Below are 23542 nucleotides of genomic sequence, written 5' to 3' on the forward strand. Positions count from 1 at the left end.
AGATTGCCCGTTTCAAGGCAAAATTCTTCGTGACATTTTCATTTCCGTTGGGCTAATGTGCCCCGATAACCGAGAGGGCAGAAAAAAATCTGCTCTCCTACGCGGTCAAAGTCTTGGGAGGATGCGATCTAGGCGCGGTTACTCGCTGCCGCCGGATACCGGAAACAGATCGGACGCGTTTAATTGCAAGGCCTTGTGCCTTGCATTTTTTTTGTGCAATCATCTGGTTAGCGCCGCGAATTGGCAGGCTACATGACCTTGCGTCAGCAGCAGTAGCCGCCGTACAGGGCGGCATCTCAATCCCATCCGCAGCGCTCCGACCTTATCGGAGCACCCTTGCCGCCACGTCTATTTCCCTGGGGTCGGACTGAAATCCGGCACGATGTGCGGGATGTCGTTGAGGCTGTATCCCAGCCCGTGCGTCAGGCCGTAGAAAATGCCCATCAGGACCGCCGTTGCGATGGTGGTGCGGATCACCGCACGCAGCATATGCGGCCCGCGCGGCGCGCTCGGCACCGTGCCCAGCGTCACGTCGTGATCGTCGTCCTGCGTTCTGACGCTGAACGGCAGGACGGCAAACAGCACCACCCACCAGGTCGCGAAAAACAGCGCGGTGAACGAGACCCAGCTCATGATTGCTCCAGTTCGATCAGCGTGCCGAAGAAATCCTTCGGATGCAGGAACAGCACCGGCTTGCCGTGCGCGCCTGGTTTGGGATTGCCGTCGCCAAGCACCCTGGCACCGGCGGCCTTGAGCTGGTCGCGCGCGGCCAGGATGTCGTCGACCTCGTAGCAGAGATGATGCATGCCGCCCGACGGGTTCTTCTCGAGGAATGCCGCGATTGGCGAGCCCTCGCCAAGCGGCTCCAGCAACTCGACCTTGGTGTTGCCGACATCGACGAACACCACGGTGACGCCATGCTCCGGCAACGCCTGCGGCTCGGTCACTTCGGCGCCGAGCGTGTTGCGGTAAGCTGCAACGGCGGCGGTCAAATCCGGCACCGCAAGCGCGACATGGTTCAGCCGTCCGAGCATGTCCGAGCTTTTTCTCCCAGGTCCAACGACTGGCGTCATACGTCAAATCAGCCGAGATCAACAGCCTTTCGCGAGGAGCGCACTGTCGCACCTGTTGCAACCAGCAGCCACAAAGTACAAAGGCCAATGTCCGGAATCAGCCCTGCCCGCCCCCGCGTTTTCACCTTCGATCTCGGGTCGTTCAAAATTGCCGCTCTGCTCGATGCCGTCGATGTCAGAGACGGGCTTGCATCGGCCTTCGCGGCCGGACAGCCGCCGGCGGCCGTGCTCGAACTCGCGGTTTCGAACTTCATCGACCAGGATCGCTACGAGCATTGCTTCATCCCGACGCTGATCGATACCGGTTCCGAAAAGATCCTGTTCGACACTGGCTGCGGAGATGAAGACAGTTCACTCCTGGAGTGTTTGCAAGCCCTTGGGCTCGGCCCTGATGACATCGATGTGGTGGTCATCACCCACGGGCACCCGGACCACATTGGCGGGCTTGTCCGGAATGGCGCATCCGTTTTCAGCCGCGCACGCCTGGTATTCGGCGCAGCGGAATTCGCGTTCTGGACCGAAGGAAATGCGGTGCGTCCGGCCAGGTTGGCCAATCGTGATCTCTTTAGGCGCATTTGCACCGGCTTGGCCGACCGCGCGACGTTCATAGCGCCTGGAGACGAAGTGGTGCCGGGCATCACTGCCATCGACGCGGCCGGTCACTCCGCCGGGCTTTTGGCCTTCCTTGTCGAAAGCGACGGACAGCAATTGCTGATCTGGTCGGACGCTTTCCTGCACTATGTCGTGGCGATCCAGCGTCCGCAATGGCATGCCGATTTCGACGACGACAAGGAAAAGGCGATCGAGACCCGCAAGCGGCTGCTCGGCATGGCTGCCGAGCGGCGCCTGCTCGTCGCCGGCCACCACATGCCGTTTCCGGGTCTGGGCTATGTCGAGCGGACAGACCATTCCTTTCGCTGGATTCCGGTCAGCTATCAGCTGAACATCCGAGCCCCCGACGCCTCCGTCACCGGGTGACGAAAACCGTCACCAGCGGTTTCTTGCCCCACGCTTCGTTGGCCGCGCCGCGCACTGCGCGCCGCACCGCCTCCTGCACCAGGTCGAGGTCCTTGCGGCGCTGGCGGGGGATCGAATCGACCGCACCGACGGCCGCATCGATCATCAGGTCCTCGAGCATCTCGCCACGGGCGTCGGTTTCGGCGACGCCAATGGCGACCAGGTCGGGATCGCCGGCCAGCTCGTACTTGTCATCAAGCACGACATTGACCGCGACGTGACCGGCAAAGGACAGCTTGCGCCTGTCGCGAATACCCATCGCCTGATCGGTGCCGATCAGATTGCCGTCCTTGTAGACGCGGCCGAACGGCACCTGGTCGATGATCGTGGCGGGACCGGGAGCGAGCCGCAGCATGTCGCCGTCGCGCACCTGCGCCACCTGGCCGATGCCGGAGGTGGACATCAGCGAGCCCTGCGCCACCAGATGCGCCGCCTCGCCATGCACGGGAACGCCGATTTGCGGACGCACCCATTCATACATCTTGCGCAGTTCGCTGCGGCGGGGGTGGCCAGAGACATGCACCAGCGCATCGCCGTCCTCGATGATCTTGATGCCGAGATCGATGAGGCGGTTCTTGATCTCGAGGATCGCCTTCTCGTTGCCGGGAATGGTGCGCGAGGAAAACACCACCGTGTCGCCCGCCGTCAGCGACACCGATTTCATCTCGTCGCGCGACAGCTTGGCAAGTGCCGCCAACGGCTCGCCCTGGCTGCCGGTGCAGATGATGACCAGGTTCTCGCGCGGGATGAAGCCGAAATCCTCCTCGGCGATGAACTCCGGCAGGCCGTCCATGTAGCCAAGTTCGCCGGCCACATCGATGACGCGCTTCAACGAGCGGCCGAGCACAAGGCACTGGCGGCCGGCATCGCGCGCTGCCCTGGCGATGGAAACGATGCGTCCGACATTGGAGGAGAAGGTGGTGACGGCGACGCGGCCCTTGGCCGCCTGGATGACGCCTTTCAGGCCCTCGCCCACGGCCACTTCCGAAGGCGACTCGCCTTCGCGCAGCGCATTGGTCGAATCGCAGATCAGCGCCAGCACGCCTTTCTCGCCATAGGCGCGGAACCGCGCCTCGTCGGTCTTGGGACCGATCGTCGGCTCCGGATCGATCTTCCAGTCGCCGGTGTGGATGACGGTGCCGGCCGGCGAGGTGATCGCCAGCGACATGGGTTCGGGAATGGAGTGTGCCACCGGAATGGCTTCGATCTCGAAGGGGCCCACCGTGAACTTTTCGCCCGCCCGGTAGATTGTCAGCGGGATCTTCGGCGCGCCCTGCTCGCCCTGACGCTTGGCTTCCAGCAGCCCGGCGCTGAACGGCGTCATCCAGACCGGCGCCTTCAGCTTCGGCCAGATGTCGAGCAGCGCGCCGTAGTGGTCCTCATGCGCGTGGGTGATGATGATGCCGCGCAGATTGGCGAGGTTCTCCTCTATGAAGCGCGTGTCGGGCAGAATCAGGTCGACGCCCGGATGCGCCGCGTCGGGAAAGGTGACGCCGACATCGATGACGATCCATTCGCGCGCGCTCGGCGGGCCGTAGCCGTAGAGGGCGAAGTTCATGCCGATCTCGCCCACGCCGCCGAGCGGCACGAAGACGAGTTCGGCGTTGTCCGCTTTCGCCATGATTTTTTCCTTCCTGACCCTCGGGCCAAGCCGTTAAAGCAATTCCAGCAAGTGCCTACCGGTTTTCCGTCCGGAATTGCTCAAAAACAAATTATATCCGCGCGGACGCCACCGCGCCGAAATGCACATCGCCGGCGGCGACCGTCAGAACAGACCCGTCATCGTCGCGGATCACGAAACGGCAGTCCTCGTCAATGGTCTCGAACACGCCACGCACCACATTACCGTCAATTCTGACAGCAACCTCGCCGCCAAGGCCCGCCGCGCGGGCCAGCCAACGCTTCCTGATGGCGGCAAGGCCACGTCCTTCGTCCCACAGGCGGGCATTCTCGCTCCAGGCATCCGACAGCGCCAGAAACAGCGTTTCGGCATCGCAAGCCGCGCCCAACGCGTGAAGCGATGTCGCGGGATAAGGCAAATCCCGCGGATGCGCCACCACATTGACGCCGATGCCCACCGCCACCGCGAAGCGGCTACCGTCAAGCATCGCCGACTCCAGCAGGATGCCGGCCAGCTTGGCGCCGGAGGCGAGCACATCGTTTGGCCATTTCAGCTCGAAACGGTTCTGTCCCTGGCTCGCTCCGTCGAGGCCTATCGCGATGCGGCCCTTCGGCACCACCGCGTCGAGCGCGTCGGCCAGCGCCAGCCCCGCGACGAAGCCGAGCGTCGCGGCAAGGCGCAATTCGCCGCCGGTGATGAGGAGCAGCGTCGCCGCCAGATTGCCTTCCGGCGTTGCCCAGGCACGGCCACGCCGGCCGCGTCCGCTTTCCTGCTTCTTGGAAACGACCCAGAGCTTGCCCGGATCGCCCGCCCGGGCATGGTCTAGCGCCAGCGCGTTGGTGGAGCCGACACTGTCATGCGCTTCGAGCCGGAACCCTTCCGACGCCGAGGTTGGAGCCAGCCGAAATGCCATCCCGTCAGAAAAATGTCTTGGCGGCGGCTTCGGCATAGGTCCCGATCGGCCCGCCGATCAGCACGTAGAACAGCACGAAGGCGCCACTGACGCCGAGCACGACACGCAACTCGCTGGCCATCGGCACAAAGCCGCCGACCGGCTCATCGAACCACATGATCTTGATGATGCGCAGGTAGTAGTAAGCGCCCACCACGGAAGCGAGCACGCCGATGATTGCCAGCGCATAAAGGTTGGCGTTGATGGCGGCGAGGAAGACGTACCACTTCCCCCAGAAGCCGGCGAGCGGCGGAATGCCGGCCAGCGAGAACATCAGGATGGTCAGGATCGTCGCCATGATGGGGTTGGTCGACGAGAGGCCGGCGAGATCGCTGATCTGCTCGACATTGCCTTCCTTGCGCCGCATGGCAAGGATGAAGGCGAAGGTGCCGAGCGTCATCACCAGGTAGATCAGCATGTAGATGGCGACGCCGCGCACGCCGGCCTGGCTGTTGGCGGCAAGGCCGACCAGCGCGTAGCCCATATGGCCGATCGAGGAATAGGCCATCAGCCGCTTGATGTTGGTCTGGCCGATCGCGGCGAAGGAGCCAAGCGCCATCGAGGCGATCGAGATGAAGACGATGATCTGCTGCCAGTCGGAGGCGATCGGCTTGAACGCACCCATGGTGACGCGCACGATCAGCGCCATCGCCGCCATTTTCGGCGCTGCCGCCAGGAAGGCTGTCACCGGTGTCGGTGCGCCCTCATAGACGTCTGGCGTCCACATGTGGAACGGCACCGCCGAGATCTTGAAGGCAAGCCCGGCCAGCACGAAGACGAGGCCGACGACAAGGCCAAGCTGGCGCTCGCCGCCGCCCAGCGCCGTGGCGATCTCCTGGAAGCCGGTGTTGCCGGTATAGCCGTAGACCAGGCTGATGCCGTAGAGCAGCATGCCCGAGGACAGCGCGCCGAGGACGAAATATTTCAGGCCGGCTTCTGTCGAACGCAAATTGTCGCGATTGATCGCCGCCAGCACATAGATCGCAAGCGACTGCAGTTCGAGGCCGAGATAGAGCCCGATCATGCCGTTGGCCGAGATCATCAGCATCATGCCGAGCGTGCAAAGCAGGATCAGCACCGGATATTCGAACTTGTCGAAACGTTCCGCCTTGGCAAAGCGCATCGACATGATCAGCGTCACCGCCGAGCCGATCAGCGCCAGCACCTTCATGAAGCGGGCGAAGGAATCCTGGATGAAGGCATTGCCATAGGCGCTGCCCTGCCCTGCGTGGAAGATCAGCCAGGCGCCTGCGATCACCAGCACGGCGACGGCAAGGCCGGTCACGGTATTGGCGGTGTTGGAACGCGAATAGGCCCCGACCATAAGCAGCGCGAGCGCGCCGATGGCAAGGATCAGCTCGGGCGTCGAGAGCGACAGGCTGGAGAGAAGGTCCGGCGTCATGGTTCGCAAAACCCCTGGGTCAGTTCGCCGCCGCGGTCTGCGCGGCGCCGATGGATGCGGTGACATTGGTGACGAGCGACTTGACCGACTGGGCCGTCGCGTCGAAGACGGGTGCGGGATAGACGCCGAAGAAGATGACCAGCACGACCAGCGGATAGATGATCGCCTTCTCGCGGGTCGACAGGTCGAGCAGCCCCTTCAGGCTGTCCTTGGTCAGCGCGCCGAAAATCACCCGGCGGTAGAGCCAAAGCGCATAGGCCGCCGACAGAATGACGCCGGTGGCGGCGAAGAACGCCACCCAGGTGTTGACCCGGAACACACCAAGCATGGTCAGGAACTCGCCGACGAAACCTGACGTGCCCGGCAGGCCGACATTGGCCATGGTGAAGATCAGGAACACGGTCGCGTATTTCGGCATGTTGTTGACGAGACCGCCATAGGCGGCGATCTCGCGGGTGTGCATGCGGTCATAGATGACTCCGACGCACAGGAACAGCGCGCCCGACACCAGACCGTGGCTGAGCATCTGGAAGATAGCGCCCTGCACGCCTTCCTGGTTCATTGCAAAGATGCCCATGGTGACGAAGCCCATATGGGCGACCGACGAATAGGCGATCAGCTTCTTCATGTCCTCCTGCATCAGCGCCACCAGCGAGGTGTAGATGATGGCGACGACCGACAGCGTGAACACCAGCGGCGCGAACATTTCGGAGGCCAGCGGGAACATCGGCAAGGAGAAGCGCAGGAAGCCGTATCCGCCCATTTTCAGCAGGATGCCGGCCAGGATGACCGAGCCCGCCGTCGGTGCCTCGACGTGGGCGTCGGGCAGCCAGGTGTGCACCGGCCACATCGGCATCTTCACCGCGAAGGAGGCGAAGAAGGCAAGCCACAGCCAGGTCTGCATGTTGGCCGGGAAGCTGTGCGTCAGAAGCGTCGGGATGTCGGTGGTGCCGGACTGGAAGAACATCGCCATGATGGCGAGCAGCATCAGCACCGAGCCGGCCAGCGTATAGAGGAAGAACTTGAACGAGGCGTAGACGCGCCGCTTGCCGCCCCATACGCCGATGATGATGAACATCGGGATCAGTCCGGCTTCGAAGAAGACGTAGAACAGCACGATGTCCAGCGCGCAGAACACGCCGATCATCAGCGTTTCCAGAAGCAGGAAGGCGATCATGTAGGCCTTGACGCGCTTTTCGATCGCTTCCCACGACGCCAGGATGCAAAGCGGCATCAGGAAGGTCGTCAGAACGACGAACAGCATGGAAATGCCGTCGACGCCCATATGGTAGGAAATGCCGGAATCGAGCCAGGCGACCTTTTCGACAAACTGGAATCCGGCCTGCGAATTGTCGAAGCCGGCCCAGATGAACAGCGACACCAGGAAGGTGAACGCCGTGGTGATGAACGCAATGGCGCGGATGTTGCGGCGCGCGTTTTCGCTGTCATCGTTGATGAACAGGATCAGCAGCACACCAACCAGAGGCAGGAAGGTGACCAGCGAGAGGATTGGCCAGGCGGTCATCAGAGCATCATCCAGGTGACGAGTGCGGCAACGCCGATCAGCATGGCGAAGGCGTAGTGGTAGAGATAGCCGGTCTGCAGCTTGACGACGCGGTTGGTGACGTCGACGACGCGCGCCGAAATGCCGTCAGGCCCGAGCCCATCGATGATGGTCCCATCACCGGTCTTCCACAGGAAGTGACCGAGACGCTTGGCCGGGCGAACGAACAGGAAGTCGTAAAGCTCGTCGAAATACCACTTGTTGAGCAGGAAGGCGTAAAGCCCGCGATGCTGGGCGGCCAGATTGACCGGCATCTCCGGCGAGCGGATGTAGAACTTCCAGGCCAGAGCGAAACCGATCAGCATGGCGATGAAGGGCGAGAGCTCTACCCACAGCGGCAATTCGTGGATCTCGTGCAGGATATGGTTGTCCGGCAGCGTGAACAGCGACGCCTTCCAGAACTCGGCATAGCCTTCGCCGATAAAGGAATTGTGGAAGATGATACCGGCAAACAGCGCGCCGGCCGCCAGCACGAACAGCGGCACCAGCATCACCGGCGGCGATTCATGGACGTGATGCATCACCTCATGGCTCGCCCGCGGCTTGCCATGGAAAGTCATGAAGATCAGCCGCCAGGAATAGAAGGAGGTGAAGCCGGCGGCGATGACCAGCAGGATGAAGGCCAGGCCGGCGACCGAATTGTGGCCGGCGAAGGAGGCCTCGATGATGGCGTCCTTGGAGAAGAAGCCGGCGGTGCCGATGACGGTCACCGGAATGCCGACGCCGGTCAGCGCCAGCGTGCCGATCACCATCATCCAGTAGGTGGTCGGGATCAGCGTCCTCAGGCCGCCCATCTTGCGCATGTCCTGCTCGTCGGAGACGGCGTGGATGACCGAGCCGGAACCGAGGAACAGCAGCGCCTTGAAGAAGGCGTGCGTGAACAAATGGAAGATCGCCGCGCCATAGGCGCCGACGCCGAGCGCCACGAACATGTAGCCGAGCTGCGAGCAGGTCGAATAGGCGATGACACGCTTGATGTCGTTCTGGACCAGGCCGACAGTCGCCGCGAAGAAGGCGGTGAAGGCGCCGATGAAGGTGACCACCGTCAGCGCCGAGTGCGACAATTCGAACAGCGGCGAAAGCCGCGCCAGCATGAACACGCCGGCCGTCACCATGGTGGCGGCATGGATCAGCGCCGACACCGGGGTCGGGCCCTCCATGGCGTCCGGCAGCCAGGTGTGCAGCGGCACCTGCGCCGACTTGCCCATTGCACCCATGAACAGCAGCAGGCAGACGACGGTCATTGCCGCCTGCTTGTCGAGCGCATGGCCGAGGAAGGTGAGCACGGCGGCACCTTGCGGCGCGCCTTCGGCCGGGATGAACGTCGCCGCATTGGCAAAGATCGTGCCGAGATTGACCGAGCCGAACAGCACGAAGACGCCGAAAATGCCGAGCGCAAAACCGAAATCGCCGACGCGGTTGACGACGAAGGCCTTTATTGCCGCGGCATTGGCCGACGGCTTCTTGTACCAGAAGCCGATCAGCAGGTAGGACGCGAGGCCCACCCCTTCCCAGCCGAAGAACATCTGCACGAGGTTGTCAGCCGTGACCAGCATCAGCATGGCGAAGGTGAACAGCGACAGATAGGCGAAGAAGCGCGGCCGGTTCGGATCGTGGTGCATGTAGCCGATCGAATAGATGTGAACCAGCGCCGACACGGTGTTGACCACCACCAGCATCACCACCGTCAGCGTGTCGATCCTGAGCGCCCAGGAGACGTCCAGCCCGCCGGACTGGATCCAGTGCAGCACCGGCACTGTGAACACCTCGCCATGGCCGAAGCCGACGGAAAAGAAGGCGACCCACGACAGCACGGCCGCAATCACCAGCAAGCCGGAGGTGATGTATTCGGATGCCTTGGCACCGAGCGCATTGCCGAACAGGCCGACGATCAGGAAGCCGAGCAGCGGAAGGAAGACGATCGCTTGATACATAGTCGCCCCGTCAACCCTTCATCATGTTCACGTCTTCGACCGCGATCGAGCCGCGGTTACGGAAGAAGACGACGAGAATGGCAAGCCCGATGGCGGCTTCAGCCGCCGCGACCGTCAGCACGAACAGCGCGAACACCTGGCCGACCAGATCGCCGAGCGCCGCCGAAAAGGCGACGAAATTGATGTTGACCGCCAGCAGGATCAGCTCGATCGACATCAGGATGACGATGATGTTGCGGCGGTTGAGGAAGATGCCGAACACGCCGAGCGTGAACAGGATCGCCGATACGGTCAGATAATGTGCGATGCCGACGACCATCTCAGACTCCTTCGCCCGACTTGACCTTGCGGATTTCCATGCCGGTCGCCGCGGTGCGGCCGACCTGGGCTGCGATCGACTGCCGCTTGACCCCTTCCTTGTGGCGCAGCGTCAAGACGATGGCGCCGATCATGGCGACCAGCAGGATGAGGCCCGAAATCTGGAAGTAGTAGAGGTAGTCGGTATAGAGGATGTCGCCGAGCGCCGCCGTGTTCGATCGCGCGGCGAGATCCGGGATGGGCTTTGCGACCGTCGAGGCGAGCTTCGGCGCGAAGGTGTAGCCGCCCAGCACCACGATCAGCTCCGCCGCCAGGATCAGCCCGACCAGCGCGCCGATCGGCGCGTATTGCAGGGCGCCGCTCTTCAATTCGGCGAAATCGACGTCGAGCATCATGACGACGAACAGGAACAGCACCAGGACCGCGCCGACATAGACGACGAGCAGGATCATCGCCAGGAACTCGGCGCCGGTCAGCATGAACAGGCCGGCGGCGTTGAAGAAGGTCAGGATCAGGAACAGCACCGAATGCACGGGGTTGCGCGACGAAATGACCATGAACGCCGACGCCACGGCGACAAAGGCGAAGAGGTAGAAGAAGGCCGCCTCTAGTCCACTCAGCATTGGGGATCCCCCGGGTTCCTGTCCAAACAGGACGCTCGTCCTGTTTGATGTTTGCGACCGCCTCCGGTCGGCAAGTTTCGTTGTGTCCTATCGCATGTTCCGATCGGGTTGAAATACCTGATCAAAAGAAACATGCGACACTTTTGTCTTCCGGAGGATGATCTTGTCCGAAAAGTCCGCAACTTTTCGGGATCATCCCCTGGACGAGGCCCCTCGCCCCGTCCATGCGTCAGATGTCAGCGATAGGGCGAGTCCAGCGAGATGTTGCGCGCCAGTTCGCGCTCCCACCGGTCGCCATTCGCCAGCAGCCTGTCCTTGTCGTAGTAGAGTTCCTCGCGCGTTTCCGTCGCGAATTCGAAATTCGGCCCCTCGACGATGGCGTCGACCGGGCAGGCTTCCTGGCAGAAGCCGCAATAGATGCACTTCACCATGTCGATATCGTAACGCACCGTGCGGCGCGTGCCGTCATTGCGGCGCGGGCCGGCCTCGATGGTGATCGCCTGCGCCGGGCAGATCGCCTCGCATAATTTGCAGGCGATGCAGCGTTCCTCGCCATTGGGATAGCGGCGCAACGCATGCTCGCCGCGAAAGCGCGGGCTGATCGGCCCCTTCTCGTGCGGATAGTTGATCGTCTCCTTCGGCGCGAAGAACTGGCGCATCGACAGGAAGAAGGCGCTGACGAAATCCTGCAGCAGCAGCGATTTTGCGGCCTGGGACAAAGCGGACATCACGCAAACCCCGTGATCTTGAGGAAGGCGGCGGTGGCGACCACCATGAACAGCGAGATCGGCAGGAACACTTTCCAGCCCAGCCGCATCAGCTGGTCGTAGCGGTAGCGCGGCACGAAGGCCTTCACCATCGAGATGCCGAAGAACACGAAACAGACCTTCAGCACGAACCAGATGACGCCGGGCACCCAGGTGAAGGGCGCGAAGTCGAAGGGAGGCAGCCAGCCGCCGAGGAACAGGATGGTGGCCAGCGCGCACATCAGCACGATCGCGACATACTCGCCGAGGAAGAACAAAAGGAACGGCGTCGACGAATATTCGACCATGTGGCCGGCGACCAGCTCCGATTCGGCTTCGACCAGATCGAAGGGCGGACGGTTGGTCTCCGCCAACGCCGAGATGAAGAAGATGACGAACATCGGGAACAGCGCCAGCCAGTTCCAGTCGAGGAACGTGTTGGGCAGCCCGAGCCGCGTACCAAGCCCACCCTGCTGCGACAGCACGATATCGCTGAGGTTGAGCGAGCCGGCGGTGAGCAGCACGGTGACGATGACGAAGCCGATCGAAACTTCGTATGACACCATCTGCGCCGCCGAACGCAACGCGCCGAGGAACGGATATTTCGAGTTGGACGCCCAGCCGCCCATGATCACGCCATAGACCTCGAGCGAGGAGATGGCGAAGACATAGAGGATGCCGACATTGACGTTGGCGATCGCCCAACCCTGGCTGACCGGTATGACCGCCCAGGCCGAGATCGCCAGCACGGCGGAGACAAGTGGCGCCAGCAGGAAGACGCCCTTGTTGGCGCCCGACGGGATGACCGGTTCCTTGAAGACGAATTTCAGCAGGTCGGCGAAGGCCTGCAGCGTGCCCCAGGGGCCGACGACATTCGGGCCACGGCGAAGCTGCACCGCCGCCCAGATCTTGCGGTCGGCATAGAGGATGTAGGCGACGAAGATCAGCAGCACCACGATCAGCACGACCGACTTCAAGAGGATCAGCAGCGCCGGCAGCACGTAGAAGGAGAAGAAGGTGTCCATGCTTATTCCGCCGCCTGCTTGAAGCCGCTCTTGGCCAGTGCCGAGCATTCCGCCATCACGGCCGATGCGCGCGCGATCGGGTTGGTCAGGTAGAAATCCTTGACCGGCGAGGTGAAGGTTCCCTTGTTCAACCGCCCGCCGAGCTTCGCCACGCCGGCGATATCCTCGGCATTGCCGGCCGCGACCTGGTCGATGCGAGCCAGATGCGGGTATTCGCCATAGAGCTTTGCGCGCAGCTGCGGCAGCGAATCGAACGGCAGTGTCTTGCCCAGTACGTCGGACAGCGCCCGCAAGATGGCCCAATCCTCGCGCGCGTCGCCCGGCGCGAAGCCGGCGCGGTTGGTCTGCTGCACGCGCCCTTCGGTGTTGACGTAGGTGCCGGACTTTTCGGTATAGGCAGCCGCCGGCAGGATGACATTGGCGCGATGCGCGCCGGCGTCGCCGTGCGTGCCGACATAGACGACGAAGGCGCCGCCGGTCTTGCTCATGTCGATCTCGTCGGCGCCGAGCAGGAACAGGACATCCGTCTCGCCCAGCATGCCGGCGACGTTCTTGCCGCCCTCGCCCGGCACGAAGCCGAGGTCCAGGCCACCGACGCGCGCCGCTGCGGTGTGCAGCACGGCAAAGCCATTCCAGTCGGCGCGTGCGGCATTCACGGCGGCGGCGAGCCTGGCCGCTTGGCCGAGCACGGCCGCGCCATCGGCGCGCGCCAGAGCGCCCTGACCGACGATAATAAGGGGATGCGTCGCCTTCTTCAGCGCCTGGAAGAACTTGCCGTTGCCGTCCGCCAGATCCTTCAGCGAATCCGGCCCGGCGCCCAGCTGTTCGTAGTCATAGCGCGTGTCGCCGACATCGCCGATGACACCGACCGGCAGATTGCCGAGGCGCCAGCGCTTGCGGATGCGGGCGTTGAGCACCGAGGCCTCGAAGCGCGGATTGGCCCCGATGATCAGCACCGCGTCGGCCTGCTCGATGCCTTCGATGGTCGGGTTGAAGATATAGCTGGCGCGTCCGAGTGCCGGATCGAGCGCCGCGCCGTCCTGGCGGCAATCGGTGTTCTTCGAACCGAGCGAGGCCATCAGAAGCTTCAGCGCGTAGATTTCCTCAACCGCCGCGAGATCGCCCGCGATGGCGCCGATCTTGTCGGGGGCCGCCGCCGAAACCGCGCCCTTGATCGCCGCGAACGCTTCGGCCCAGCTCGCCGGAACCAGCCTGCCGTCCTTGCGCACATAGGGGCGATCGAGGCGCTGCGTGCGCAGGCCGTCCCAGATGAAGCGGGTCTTGTCGGAAATCCATTCCTCGTTCACGGCTTCGTTGACGCGCGGCAGGATGCGCATCACTTCGCGCCCACGGCTGTCGACGCGGATCGCCGAGCCGACGGCATCCATCACGTCGATGGATTCGGTCTTGGTCAGCTCCCACGGCCGGGCCTGGAAGGCGAAGGGCTTGGAGGTCAGCGCGCCGACCGGGCAGAGATCGATCACATTGCCCTGCAACTCCGAGGTCATTGCCTGTTCGAGATAGGTGGTGATCTCGGCATCCTCGCCGCGGCCGATCAGGCCGAGTTCGGAAATGCCGGCAACTTCGGTGGTGAAGCGGACGCAGCGCGTGCAGTGGATGCAGCGGTTCATCACTGTCTTGACCAGCGGGCCGATATACTTGTCTTCCACCGCGCGCTTGTTCTCGTGGTAGCGCGAGGAATCGACGCCGAAGGCCATCGCCTGGTCCTGCAGGTCGCACTCGCCGCCCTGATCGCAGATGGGGCAGTCCAACGGATGGTTGATCAGCAGGAATTCCATCACGCCTTCCCGGGCCTTCTTGACCATCGGCGTGTTGGTGAAGATTTCCGGCGGCTCGCCGTTCGGGCCGGGGCGCAGGTCGCGCACACCCATGGCGCAGGAGGCCTGCGGCTTGGGCGGTCCGCCCTTCACCTCGATCAGGCACATGCGGCAATTGCCGGCGATCGACAGCCGCTCATGGAAGCAGAAGCGCGGCACTTCCGCGCCCGCGTCCTCGGCCGCCTGCAGCAGCGTGTAATGGTCGGGTACAGTGATTTCTTTCCCGTCGACCTTGAGCTTTGCCATTCGCCTCAAACCCCTGCGGATTTCCCGCAATCTCATTTTCCGGGCGCGACAGACGCAGCGCCCGACATTTCATTCACTTCTTCGCGGCCAGCGCCGCCGCCTGGGCAGTCCAGTCGTCACGGCCGATGCGGCCCTTGAACGACAGATAATCGTCGACCCAGGCAATCTCTTGCGGCGACCATGCGGCGATCTGGGCAAACGTCCAGATACCGAGGCCGTTCAGCACTCTTTCCAGCTTCGGGCCGATGCCCGATATCGCCTTGAGGTCGGACGGCCTCGTCGGCTTCTCCATGGCCTTGGGCTGCCTGAAATCTTCCGGCAGCAGCACATCCGCTGCCTCGCTTGTTGCCGGAGCGGCATTGGCGGCCGGCGCGGTGGTGGCGGCTTCCCTGGCTGCGATATCGGTGACTTCCTGGGCGAAGGACTGCGCCTCGGCAATCATCGTCTTCGCGGTCGCCCGCGCCCTGATGGACGACGAGTTCGCATCCTCGAATTGCTCGACGCGTGCCTCGAAATCCTCGATCAGCGGCTGCATGAGGCGGTGTGATGCCTCGGCGGCCCCCGAAAGCGCGCCCATCCAGACGCCGAACGCATGATTGGCGAGCCCCATGCCAAGCGCCGACATCGCCGCCGCACCCGCGACAGGGTGCGCGAAAAGGTTGACGGCGCTGGCCATCTCCTTCGGCATCATCCTGGTCAGGTCCTGGTTCATCTTCTCGATCTGGTCCAAATTGGGCATCAATGGGTAGGGTGTCGAATACGGCGCCATAGAGTTCTCCTGGTCGTTTCTTCGTTCGCCCCGCCCCGTTTCTTCCCGCGTTCAAAAGTTTCTTGTTATTCCGCCGCCACCATCACCGGTTCGGCCCGGTGCGCGTTGCGCGAAAACTCGTCGATGCGCCGCTCCACCTCGCCGCGGAAATGCCGCATCAGGCCCTGGATCGGCCATGCCGCCGCATCGCCCAGCGCGCAGATCGTGTGGCCTTCGACCTGCTTGGTGACGTCGAGCAGCATGTCGATCTCGCGCTTCTGAGCCTCGCCGCGCACCAGCCGCTCCATCACCCGCCACATCCAGCCGGTGCCCTCGCGGCACGGCGTGCACTGGCCGCAGCTTTCATGCTTGTAGAAGTAGGAAAGCCGCGCGATCGCCTTCACGACATCGGTCGACTTGTCCATGACGATGACGGCGGCCGTGCCGAGGCCGGACTTGAGATCGCGCAGCGCGTCGAAATCCATCGGCGTATCGATGATCTGCTCCGCCGGCACCAGTGGCACCGAGGCGCCGCCCGGAATGACGGCGAGCAGATTGTCCCAGCCGCCGCGGATGCCGCCGCAATGGGTCTCGATAAGCTCGCGGAACGGGATCGACATCGCCTCTTCGACGGTGCACGGATTGTTGACGTGGCCGGAAACGCAGAACAGCTTGGTGCCGACATTGTTGGGCCGGCCGAAGGACGAGAACCAGGCAGCCCCCCGGCGCAGGATGGTCGGCGCCACCGCGATCGATTCGACATTGTTGACAGTGGTCGGGCAGCCATAGAGGCCGACATTGGCCGGGAATGGCGGTTTCAGCCGGGGCTGGCCCTTCTTGCCTTCGAGGCTTTCCAGCAGCGCCGTTTCCTCGCCGCAGATATAAGCGCCGGCGCCGTGATGCATGTAGATTTCAAAATCGTAGCCCGACGTGTTGTTCTTGCCGATCAGCTTGGCCTCGTAGGCCTCCTCGATCGCCCGCTGCAGCGCCTCGCGCTCGCGGATGAACTCGCCGCGCACATAGATGTAGGCGGCAATCGCGCCCATGGCGAAGCCGGCCAGAAACGCGCCCTCGACCAGCGTGTGCGGATCGTTGCGCAGGATGTCGCGGTCCTTGCAGGTGCCGGGCTCGGATTCGTCGGCGTTGATGACGAGATAGCTTGGCCGGCCGTCGCTCTGTTTGGGCATGAACGACCATTTCAGCCCGGTCGGGAAGCCGGCGCCGCCGCGTCCGCGCAGTCCCGACGCCTTCATCTCGTTGACGATCCACTCACGCCCCTTGGCGACGATGCCGGGCGTGTTGTCCCAGGCGCCGCGCGCCATGGCGCCGGCCAGCGACTTGTCGAAGAGGCCGTATATGTTGGTGAAGATGCGGTCTTTGTCCTGAAGCATTTTTCGTCCCTCAGACCGGCTTCTTGGTCGGCTTGGCGGCAGGCTGCTTGGTCTCTGGCGCCTTGAAGGCGCTGCCCGGTTCGGCCCGGTTCTTCGGCCCATTGCGTTGTTTTGGAGTCGCCTCGACTTCAGGAGCGGCCTTGTTGGCGTTGGCGGCCGAGTGGAGGGGTGCCGCAACGCTGGCCGCGTTCTCGGTGACCGGCGCGACCTTGGCCGGCGACGGCGTCTTCAACGTCGGGTTGGTCTCTGGCGCGGCGGTCTTCGGCCTGCTGGATTTCGACGGAGCAACCGGACCAGGCGCAGCTGGGGCGGCCGGTGCCGGCACAGGCGCAGCGATGATCGCGTCGGGCGCTGCCTTCGCGGCCCTGGCCGCTTCCCGGGCTTCACGGTCGCGGGTCGACTTGAGGATCGCCTTCTCGCTCTTCAACGTGGTCAGGCCGGAGGCCGGCTCCGAGCCGGTGCGGCCGTTCTGCGGTCCCGGCGTCACCGAGGCGCCCTTGCCCGCATCGTAGAGATCGATGATTTCAGCCAGCCGTTCCGGTGTCAGATCCTCGAACGTATCCTTGAACACCATGACCATCGGCGCGTTGACGCAGGCGCCGAGGCACTCGACCTCCTCCCACGACAAGGTGCCCTTGTCGTTGGTGTGGAATTGGTCGTGATGGATCTTCGAGCGGCACACATCCATCAGCGCTTCCGAGCCGCGCAGCATGCAGGGCGTGGTACCGCAAACCTGGATGTGCGCACGGGTGCCGACGGGGTTCAACTGGTACTGCGTATAGAAGGTCGCGACCTCGAGGCCGCGGATACGCGGCATGCCGAGCATGTCGGAAATCGTCTCGATCGCCGCCTTGGTGACCCAGCCTTCCTGCTCCTGCGCTATCATCAGCAGGGGAATGATCGCCGACTGCTCGCGGCCCTTGGGATACTTCTTGATCCATTGCTTCGCCGCTGCCGCATTCGCCCGGTTGAAGGCGAAGGAGGCTGGCTGGACGCTGGCTTCTGCGAGACGGCGGACTGACATTTAGCGATCGACCTCACCAAACACGATGTCGAGGGAGCCGAGGACGGCGGTGACGTCGGCCAGCATGTGGCCGCGGCAGAGGAAGTCCATGGCTTGCAGATGCGCGAAACCGGGTGCGCGCAGCTTGCAGCGGTAGGGCTTGTTGGTGCCGTCGGAGACCAGGTAGACGCCGAACTCGCCCTTTGGCGCCTCGACCGCCGCATAGACTTCGCCGGCCGGCACGCGGTAGCCCTCGGTATAGAGCTTGAAGTGATGGATGAGCGCTTCCATCGAACGCTTCATCGCCTGGCGCTTGGGCGGCACCACCTTGCCGTCGAGGTTCGACACCGGGCCGGTGCTTTCCTTGCCGAGCAAGAGATCGATGCACTGGCGCATGATCCGTGCCGACTGGCGCATTTCTTCCATGCGCACGAGGTAGCGGTCGAAACAGTCGCCATTCTTGCCGATAGGGATGTCGAAATCCATTTCCGAATAGCATTCATAGGGCTGCGACTTGCGCAGGTCCCACGGCGAGCCCGAACCACGGACCATGACGCCCGAAAAGCCCCAGGCCCAGGCGTCGGCCAGCGAGACGATGCCGATGTCGACATTGCGCTGCTTGAAAATGCGGTTGCCGGTGAGCAGCCTGTCGAGATCGTCGAGCGATTTCAGGAAAGGTTCGATCCACTTGCCGATGTCCTCGACCAGCTGCCGCGGCAGGTCCTGGTGGACGCCGCCGGGCCGGAAATAGGCCGCATGCATGCGCGAGCCGGAGGCGCGCTCATAGAACACCATCAGCTTTTCGCGCTCGACGAAGCCCCACAGCGGCGGCGTCAGCGCGCCGACATCCATGGCTTGCGTCGTCACATTGAGGATGTGCGACATGATACGGCCGATTTCGCAATAGAGCACGCGGATCAGCTGGCCGCGCCTCGGCACCTCGATGCCGAGCAGGCGCTCGGCGGCCAGCGCGAAGGCGTGCTCCTGGTTCATCGGTGCGCAATAATCGAGCCGGTCGAGATAAGGCAGCGCCTGCAGATAGGTTTTTGCTTCGATCAGCTTCTCCGTACCGCGATGCAAGAGCCCGATATGCGGATCGACGCGGTCGACGACTTCGCCGTCCAACTCCAGCACGAGGCGCAAAACGCCGTGCGCGGCAGGGTGTTGAGGTCCGAAGTTGATGTTAAAGTTGCGGACGGAGGTTTCAGCCATTACTGCTTTGCCTTCTCATCCCCTGGCAGCACGTAATCCGTGCCTTCCCATGGGGACAGAAAATCGAAATTGCGGAATTCCTGCTTCAGTTCCACCGGCTCGTAGATGACGCGCTTGGCTTCGTCGTCGTAACGCACTTCGACGAAACCGGTCAGCGGGAAATCCTTGCGCAGCGGATGGCCCTCGAAACCGTAGTCGGTCAGCAGGCGGCGCAGGTCCGGATGGCCCGAAAACAGCACGCCATAGAGATCGTAGGTTTCGCGCTCGAACCAGTCGGCGCCGGGATAGACGCCGGTGATCGAAGGCACCATCGTCTCCTCGTCGGTCTGCACCTTGATGCGAATGCGCACATTCTGCTTCGGCGAAAGCAGGTGATAGACGACGTCGAAGCGCTTGGCCCGCGACGGGTAGTCGGCACCGCAGACATCGATGATCGAGATGAACTGGCAGCGCGCATCGTCGCGCAGGAAGGTCATCACCTCGATCAGGTTTTGAGGCTCGACGTGAACGGTGAGCTCGCCATAGGCGAATACCGCATCGCCGAAGCGGCCAGGCAGCTTCTCGCCGAGATAGGTCGACAGTTCGCTTAAGGAGGCGGCCATGGATTTACCGTTCGATCGTGCCGGTGCGGCGGATCTTCTTCTGCAGCAGAAGAATGCCATAGAGCAGGGCTTCGGCGCTCGGCGGGCAGCCGGGCACATAGATGTCGACCGGCACGACCCGGTCGCAGCCACGCACCACCGAATAGGAATAGTGATAGTAGCCGCCGCCATTGGCGCAGGAGCCCATCGAGATGACGTAGCGCGGCTCCGGCATCTGGTCGTAGACCTTGCGCAGCGCCGGCGCCATCTTGTTGGTCAGCGTGCCGGCGACGATCATGATGTCGGACTGGCGCGGAGACGCGCGCGGCGCGACACCGAACCGCTCCGAATCGTAGCGCGGCATCGAGGTGTGGATCATCTCGACCGCGCAGCAAGCCAGACCGAAGGTCATGAACATCAGCGAGCCGCTGCGCGCCCAGGTGATCAGCGCCTCGGTCGAGGTGACCAGAAAACCCTTGTCGGCAAGCTCATTGTTGATTTCGAGGAAGAAGGGATCGTCCTCCCCCACCGGCCTGCCGGTGTTGGGATCGATAATACCTTTGGGCTTCGGCGCGACGAGGGTGCCTGAACTGTCGTTCAATCCCATTCCAGCGCTCCTTTTTTCCATTCATAGGCAAAGCCGATGGTCAGCACTGCCAAAAACACCATCATTGACCAGAAACCGAGCATGCCGATCTTCGAGAAGGACACTGCCCAGGGGAAGAGGAAGGCAACTTCCAGGTCAAATATAATGAACAGGATCGACACCAGGTAGAAGCGGATGTCGAATTTCATGCGGGCATCGTCGAACGAGTTGAAACCGCACTCGTAGGCGGAAAGCTTTTCGGGATCGGGGTTGCGATACGCCACCAGGAACGGAGCCGCCAGCAGCGCCAGGCCGACGACCAGTGCCACGCCGATAAACAGGACGATGGGCAGGTACGAACTGAGAAGTGCGTTCATGCAGCGGCTTTCCGTTGGCGCCAATCCATTTTGACTACAGCACCGAACCTTAATGCGGAAGCGTGACAGATTAACCGCTGAACCGTTTTAAGGGGCCTATGCTGCAACGCGGCGAGGGTTAGCGCAGCACTTCCAGCGAAGCAAGTCAAACCTTGTTCAAAACACCGAGCTGGACGGCATTCCGGGAGAAACTGGTCCCATCCGCTCCTGTTTGATTTCCTTCGCTTTTAACTCCACTTTTCTCTCCTGACAGGGTTGCCGCCAAAACCCTGCTAGCATGGACGGGAATCACGCCGAGCAATGACGCCAGACAGGTCCATCAGGGACGCATCCGAATGAAGGAAAAGATCTCGCTTGCCGCCGCGCGGCGCATCGCGCTCGCCGCCCAGGGATTTCTCGATCCCCGCCCCGCCGGCACGCCGGACCGCCGCCATTTCGCCCGCGTTCTGTCCCGCACCGGCCTGTTGCAGATCGATTCCGTCAGTGCGGTGGTGCGCGCTCATTACATGCCGCTCTATTCGCGTCTCGGCCCCTATCCCCTCGCTTTGCTCGACAACGCCGCCGTGACGCGCAAGCGCACCGTCTTCGAATATTGGGCGCATGAAGCCTCGTTCCTGCCGGTCGAGACCTACCCACTGATGCGCTGGCGCATGCAGCGCGCCGAGCAAGGCGATGAAATGTATCTGGGGCTGGCCAAATGGGGCCGCGAGCACGCCGCCTATATAGAAGAGATCTACCGCGAGGTCGTCACGCGCGGGCCGATCGCCGCTTCGGCGCTCGAAGGCCAGAAAGGCTCCGGTGGCTGGTGGGGTTGGAGCCATGCCAAGCACGCCTTCGAATGGCTGTTCTGGGCCGGGCGCATCACCACCGCGCACCGGCGCGGCTTCGAGCGCTTTTACGACCTGCCGGAGCGCGTGCTGCCGCAGGCGATCCTCGATCTGCCGGTACCGACGCCTGAGGACGCGCACCGCGAATTGCTGCGCATTTCCGCCCGTGCCCATGGCGTGGCGACATCAGGCGACCTGCGCGATTATTTTCGACTCTCGCCGGCCGACATGAAAGGCCGGCTGGAGGAACTGGTCGAGCTCGGCGACTTGCTGCCGGTCCGTGTCGAGGGCTGGGACAAGCCGGCTTACCTTCACAAGGACGCCCGTATCCCGCGCAAGATCGAGGCCCGCGCTCTGCTGGCGCCGTTCGATCCGGTCGTCTTCGAGCGTTCGCGCTCGGAGCGGCTGTTCGACTTCCATTACCGCATCGAAATCTACACGCCGGCCGACAAGCGCCAATACGGCTACTATGTCCTGCCTTTCCTGCTCGGCGACAGGATCGTGGCGCGCGTCGACCTCAAGGCTGACCGGCCGGCCAGTGTCCTGCGCGTCCATGCCGCCTACGCCGAGCCCGGCGCACCGCCCGAAACCGCAGCCCAGCTCTTCGAGGAATTGAAGCAGATGCAGGGCTGGCTTGGCCTCGAGCGCATGGAAATAACGCCTGCCGGCGACCTCGGCCCGGCGCTGTCCGACATCGCGGTGTCGTAAGCTCGCGTTGACACCGCTGCCCGCAAGAGCCTAAATCCCATCCAGACGGTCTCCTCTCGGCAAAGGGAGGAGCCAAGAGGGAATGCGGTGCGGGATTGAAGATCCCAAATCCGCGGCTGTCCCCGCAACTGTGAGCGAAGAGCCAAGGCCGAAAGCCACTGGGATTGTCCCGGGAAGGCGGCTACCCAAGGCGATGACCCGCGAGCCAGGAGACCTGCCGTCTGGAATGCAAGAATCCGATCGCCTGGCGGGTTTTCCGGGCAAGGAGCCTGATGTGGATCGCGACAGCAGTTTTTCGGCTGAAACAACCGACATTTCGTCCGGCGGGGATCATCCCCTGGCCGGCATCACGGTCATCGTCTGCGCTTCCTGTCGCGACGAGACCGGCTCCGACGCCCATCCCCGGGCCGGCGAACTTTTGGCCGAAGATACGCGCCAAGCCGCCTCGGGCGAGAAGATTCGCATCCGCACGGTCGAATGCCTCGGCAATTGCAAGCGCCGGCTGAGCGCCGCGATCCTGCGCGACGGCTGCTGGAGCTATGTGTTCGGCGATCTGACCGCGAGCAGCGGCGCCGATCTCGTCACCGGCGCGAAACTCTTCGCCACCTCGAACGACGGCCTCATTCCCTGGCGAGGCAGACCCGATAGCCTCAAGCGCGGCCTCGTTGCCCGCATCCCTCCCCTCGACATGCTGAAAGATTGATCATGACAACATCTCTGTCCCGCGTTCCCTGCACCGTCGTCACCGGCTTCCTCGGCGCCGGCAAGACGACGCTGGTCCGCCATCTCCTGGAAAACGCCGGCGGCAAGCGGATTGCCATCATCGTCAACGAGTTCGGCGACATCGGCATCGACGGCGAGATCCTCAAGGGATGCGGCATCGACACCTGCCCAGAGGAAAACATCGTCGAACTGGCCAATGGCTGTATCTGCTGCACCGTGGCCGATGATTTCGTGCCGGCGCTCGACCAGATCCTGTCGCTGACGCCTAAGGTCGACCATATCCTGATCGAAACCTCGGGCCTCGCTCTGCCCAAGCCGCTGGTCCAGGCTTTCCAGTGGCCGACGGTGAAGAGCCGCGTAACGGTCGATGGCGTCATCGCCGTGGTCGACGGTCCCGCACTGGCGGAAGGCCGCGTCGCCAACGACATGGACGCCCTGCAGGCGCAGCGCGCGCAGGACGAGAGCCTCGACCATGACGACCCGGTCGAGGAAGTGTTCGAGGACCAGATTGCCTGCGCCGACCTGATCATCCTGTCGAAGAGCGACCTGATGGATGCCGCCGGTTCAGCCCGCGCCAACGCCATTATCAACGAACACTCCGCCCGCGCCGTGAAGATCGTGCCGACGTCTCATGGCAAGGTCGATCCCTCGGTGCTGCTCGGGCTCGGTCTCGCCGTCGAGGACGACATCGAGAACCGCAAGACCCATCACGACGACGAACTCGACCATGAGCACGATGATTTCGATTCCTTCGTCATCGACATTCCGTCGATCGCCAATCCGGACGAGTTGGCAAAGCGCGTCGCGATCGCGGCCGAACAGGAGAACGTGCTGCGGGTGAAAGGCTTCGTCGAGGTCGGCGGCAAGCCGATGCGGCTTTTGCTGCAGGCGGTCGGTCCGCGCGTCAACCATTATTACGACCGCGCCTGGACGGCTGACGACGACCGGCGCTCGCGCCTTGTCGTCATCGGGCTCAAGGGGCTGAACCGCCCGGCGATCGAGCATATACTCGCCGGCTGAGCTCAGA

Annotated in this window: 22 protein-coding genes, 1 pseudogene and 1 riboswitch; of the genes and pseudogenes, 4 read left to right on the forward strand and 19 right to left on the reverse strand. The window is 63.2% G+C overall.

Translation table 11 applies throughout. The annotated features are described in order from the left end of the window. Positions 1-348: 348 nt before the first annotated feature. A complete protein-coding gene (locus LB524_RS01000; protein ID WP_023769792.1) occupies positions 349-633 on the reverse strand; it encodes a DUF1467 family protein in 285 nt (94 codons plus the stop codon). Further along, complete coding sequence (gene mce / locus LB524_RS01005) at positions 630-1034, reverse strand: methylmalonyl-CoA epimerase (RefSeq protein ID WP_015317355.1); 405 nt, start codon at positions 1032-1034, stop codon at positions 630-632. The genes LB524_RS01000 and mce overlap by 4 nt, the downstream gene beginning before the upstream one ends. Positions 1035-1160: 126 nt before the next feature. On the opposite strand from mce, the gene LB524_RS01010 reads away from it, so the two are divergent. Beyond that, positions 1161-2051, forward strand: coding sequence for an MBL fold metallo-hydrolase (locus tag LB524_RS01010; protein WP_224523206.1), 891 nt, complete (start codon positions 1161-1163; stop codon positions 2049-2051). Here the strand turns inward: LB524_RS01010 and LB524_RS01015 are convergent. From LB524_RS01015 to LB524_RS01095, 17 genes and pseudogenes are all read right to left on the reverse strand, one after another. After that, positions 2041-3711: a ribonuclease J gene (locus LB524_RS01015; RefSeq protein ID WP_224523207.1), complete on the reverse strand. Its 1671-nt coding sequence runs from the start codon at positions 3709-3711 to the stop codon at positions 2041-2043. The two genes, LB524_RS01010 and LB524_RS01015, sit on opposite strands and share 11 nt — an antisense overlap. A gap of 91 nt (positions 3712-3802) precedes the next feature. Beyond that, positions 3803-4624, reverse strand: a complete 822-nt coding sequence (locus tag LB524_RS01020) for a biotin--[acetyl-CoA-carboxylase] ligase (protein WP_140615830.1) — start codon at positions 4622-4624, stop codon at positions 3803-3805. A 4-nt stretch (positions 4625-4628) separates the two neighbouring features. Next, positions 4629-6065 carry an NADH-quinone oxidoreductase subunit NuoN gene (gene nuoN / locus LB524_RS01025; protein ID WP_015317351.1) on the reverse strand — a complete coding sequence of 479 codons (1437 nt, stop codon included), beginning with the start codon at positions 6063-6065 and terminating at the stop codon, positions 4629-4631. Positions 6066-6084: 19 nt separating this feature from the next. Continuing rightward, on the reverse strand, positions 6085-7590 hold the full coding sequence (locus tag LB524_RS01030; RefSeq protein WP_224523208.1) for an NADH-quinone oxidoreductase subunit M: 1506 nt from the start codon (positions 7588-7590) through the stop codon (positions 6085-6087). Continuing rightward, a complete protein-coding gene (gene nuoL, locus LB524_RS01035) occupies positions 7590-9563 on the reverse strand; it encodes an NADH-quinone oxidoreductase subunit L (protein ID WP_140873444.1) in 1974 nt (657 codons plus the stop codon). Before nuoL ends, LB524_RS01030 begins: the two co-directional genes overlap by 1 nt. Before the next feature lie 10 nt (positions 9564-9573). Continuing rightward, positions 9574-9882, reverse strand: coding sequence for an NADH-quinone oxidoreductase subunit NuoK (nuoK, locus tag LB524_RS01040; protein ID WP_023798863.1), 309 nt, complete (start codon positions 9880-9882; stop codon positions 9574-9576). 1 nt (position 9883) lies between these two features. Then, positions 9884-10504 (reverse strand): NADH-quinone oxidoreductase subunit J, encoded by a 621-nt coding sequence (locus tag LB524_RS01045; protein WP_015317347.1) that lies wholly within the window; start codon positions 10502-10504, stop codon positions 9884-9886. A 236-nt stretch (positions 10505-10740) separates the two neighbouring features. Next, on the reverse strand, positions 10741-11232 hold the full coding sequence (nuoI, locus tag LB524_RS01050) for an NADH-quinone oxidoreductase subunit NuoI (protein ID WP_015317346.1): 492 nt from the start codon (positions 11230-11232) through the stop codon (positions 10741-10743). Next, entirely contained in the window at positions 11232-12275 is a 1044-nt protein-coding gene (nuoH, locus tag LB524_RS01055) for an NADH-quinone oxidoreductase subunit NuoH (RefSeq protein WP_015317345.1), read from the reverse strand. Before nuoH ends, nuoI begins: the two co-directional genes overlap by 1 nt. A 2-nt stretch (positions 12276-12277) precedes the next feature. Beyond that, entirely contained in the window at positions 12278-14359 is a 2082-nt protein-coding gene (gene nuoG, locus LB524_RS01060; RefSeq protein WP_224523216.1) for an NADH-quinone oxidoreductase subunit NuoG, read from the reverse strand. 73 nt (positions 14360-14432) lie between these two features. Beyond that, the gene (locus tag LB524_RS01065; RefSeq protein WP_015317343.1) at positions 14433-15128 is read right to left on the reverse strand and encodes a hypothetical protein; all 696 of its coding nucleotides are present in this window, start codon (positions 15126-15128) and stop codon (positions 14433-14435) included. Positions 15129-15193: 65 nt separating this feature from the next. After that, complete coding sequence (nuoF, locus tag LB524_RS01070; protein ID WP_015317342.1) at positions 15194-16498, reverse strand: NADH-quinone oxidoreductase subunit NuoF; 1305 nt, start codon at positions 16496-16498, stop codon at positions 15194-15196. A 22-nt stretch (positions 16499-16520) separates the two neighbouring features. Continuing rightward, positions 16521-17522: pseudogene (gene nuoE, locus LB524_RS01075) on the reverse strand (NADH-quinone oxidoreductase subunit NuoE); the annotation flags it as partial. Further along, the gene (locus LB524_RS01080) at positions 17523-18713 is read right to left on the reverse strand and encodes an NADH-quinone oxidoreductase subunit D (protein WP_224523219.1); all 1191 of its coding nucleotides are present in this window, start codon (positions 18711-18713) and stop codon (positions 17523-17525) included. It lies immediately after the preceding pseudogene. Continuing rightward, a complete protein-coding gene (locus LB524_RS01085; RefSeq protein ID WP_140661000.1) occupies positions 18713-19315 on the reverse strand; it encodes an NADH-quinone oxidoreductase subunit C in 603 nt (200 codons plus the stop codon). The genes LB524_RS01080 and LB524_RS01085 overlap by 1 nt, the downstream gene beginning before the upstream one ends. 4 nt (positions 19316-19319) lie before the next feature. Further along, positions 19320-19901, reverse strand: coding sequence for a NuoB/complex I 20 kDa subunit family protein (locus LB524_RS01090; protein ID WP_015317338.1), 582 nt, complete (start codon positions 19899-19901; stop codon positions 19320-19322). Next, positions 19892-20257 carry an NADH-quinone oxidoreductase subunit A gene (locus tag LB524_RS01095; RefSeq protein WP_010910112.1) on the reverse strand — a complete coding sequence of 122 codons (366 nt, stop codon included), beginning with the start codon at positions 20255-20257 and terminating at the stop codon, positions 19892-19894. The genes LB524_RS01090 and LB524_RS01095 overlap by 10 nt, the downstream gene beginning before the upstream one ends. Positions 20258-20592: 335 nt before the next feature. Between LB524_RS01095 and LB524_RS01100 the strand changes: the two genes are divergently transcribed. The 3 genes from LB524_RS01100 (at position 20593) to cobW (ending at position 23535) form a co-directional block, all read left to right on the forward strand. Then, positions 20593-21792 (forward strand): winged helix-turn-helix domain-containing protein, encoded by a 1200-nt coding sequence (locus LB524_RS01100; RefSeq protein ID WP_224523226.1) that lies wholly within the window; start codon positions 20593-20595, stop codon positions 21790-21792. Between the two features lie 29 nt (positions 21793-21821). Continuing rightward, positions 21822-22029: riboswitch (cobalamin riboswitch) on the forward strand. Positions 22030-22066: 37 nt separating this feature from the next. Beyond that, a complete protein-coding gene (locus LB524_RS01105) occupies positions 22067-22495 on the forward strand; it encodes a DUF1636 family protein (protein WP_224523469.1) in 429 nt (142 codons plus the stop codon). A 2-nt stretch (positions 22496-22497) separates the two neighbouring features. Then, on the forward strand, positions 22498-23535 hold the full coding sequence (gene cobW / locus LB524_RS01110; RefSeq protein WP_224523227.1) for a cobalamin biosynthesis protein CobW: 1038 nt from the start codon (positions 22498-22500) through the stop codon (positions 23533-23535). Positions 23536-23542 lie beyond the last annotated feature (7 nt).

The sequence above is a fragment of the Mesorhizobium sp. ESP6-5 genome, from assembly GCF_020164695.1.
Taxonomy (GTDB): Bacteria; Pseudomonadota; Alphaproteobacteria; order Rhizobiales; family Rhizobiaceae; genus Mesorhizobium; species Mesorhizobium australicum.

Bases quoted from the DNA above. Each gene is read 5' to 3' on its own strand.
- LB524_RS01000 (WP_023769792.1), bottom strand. From the start codon at position 633: ATGAGCTGGGTCTCGTTCACCGCGCTGTTTTTCGCGACCTGGTGGGTG.
- mce (WP_015317355.1), bottom strand. From the start codon at position 1,034: ATGCTCGGACGGCTGAACCATGTCGCGCTTGCGGTGCCGGATTTGACC.
- LB524_RS01010 (WP_224523206.1), top strand. From the start codon at position 1,161: ATGTCCGGAATCAGCCCTGCCCGCCCCCGCGTTTTCACCTTCGATCTC.
- LB524_RS01015 (WP_224523207.1), bottom strand. From the start codon at position 3,711: ATGGCGAAAGCGGACAACGCCGAACTCGTCTTCGTGCCGCTCGGCGGC.
- LB524_RS01020 (WP_140615830.1), bottom strand. From the start codon at position 4,624: ATGGCATTTCGGCTGGCTCCAACCTCGGCGTCGGAAGGGTTCCGGCTC.
- nuoN (WP_015317351.1), bottom strand. From the start codon at position 6,065: ATGACGCCGGACCTTCTCTCCAGCCTGTCGCTCTCGACGCCCGAGCTG.
- LB524_RS01030 (WP_224523208.1), bottom strand. From the start codon at position 7,590: ATGACCGCCTGGCCAATCCTCTCGCTGGTCACCTTCCTGCCTCTGGTT.
- nuoL (WP_140873444.1), bottom strand. From the start codon at position 9,563: ATGTATCAAGCGATCGTCTTCCTTCCGCTGCTCGGCTTCCTGATCGTC.
- nuoK (WP_023798863.1), bottom strand. From the start codon at position 9,882: ATGGTCGTCGGCATCGCACATTATCTGACCGTATCGGCGATCCTGTTC.
- LB524_RS01045 (WP_015317347.1), bottom strand. From the start codon at position 10,504: ATGCTGAGTGGACTAGAGGCGGCCTTCTTCTACCTCTTCGCCTTTGTC.
- nuoI (WP_015317346.1), bottom strand. From the start codon at position 11,232: ATGTCCGCTTTGTCCCAGGCCGCAAAATCGCTGCTGCTGCAGGATTTC.
- nuoH (WP_015317345.1), bottom strand. From the start codon at position 12,275: ATGGACACCTTCTTCTCCTTCTACGTGCTGCCGGCGCTGCTGATCCTC.
- nuoG (WP_224523216.1), bottom strand. From the start codon at position 14,359: ATGGCAAAGCTCAAGGTCGACGGGAAAGAAATCACTGTACCCGACCAT.
- LB524_RS01065 (WP_015317343.1), bottom strand. From the start codon at position 15,128: ATGGCGCCGTATTCGACACCCTACCCATTGATGCCCAATTTGGACCAG.
- nuoF (WP_015317342.1), bottom strand. From the start codon at position 16,498: ATGCTTCAGGACAAAGACCGCATCTTCACCAACATATACGGCCTCTTC.
- LB524_RS01080 (WP_224523219.1), bottom strand. From the start codon at position 18,713: ATGGCTGAAACCTCCGTCCGCAACTTTAACATCAACTTCGGACCTCAA.
- LB524_RS01085 (WP_140661000.1), bottom strand. From the start codon at position 19,315: ATGGCCGCCTCCTTAAGCGAACTGTCGACCTATCTCGGCGAGAAGCTG.
- LB524_RS01090 (WP_015317338.1), bottom strand. From the start codon at position 19,901: ATGGGATTGAACGACAGTTCAGGCACCCTCGTCGCGCCGAAGCCCAAA.
- LB524_RS01095 (WP_010910112.1), bottom strand. From the start codon at position 20,257: ATGAACGCACTTCTCAGTTCGTACCTGCCCATCGTCCTGTTTATCGGC.
- LB524_RS01100 (WP_224523226.1), top strand. From the start codon at position 20,593: ATGAAGGAAAAGATCTCGCTTGCCGCCGCGCGGCGCATCGCGCTCGCC.
- cobW (WP_224523227.1), top strand. From the start codon at position 22,498: ATGACAACATCTCTGTCCCGCGTTCCCTGCACCGTCGTCACCGGCTTC.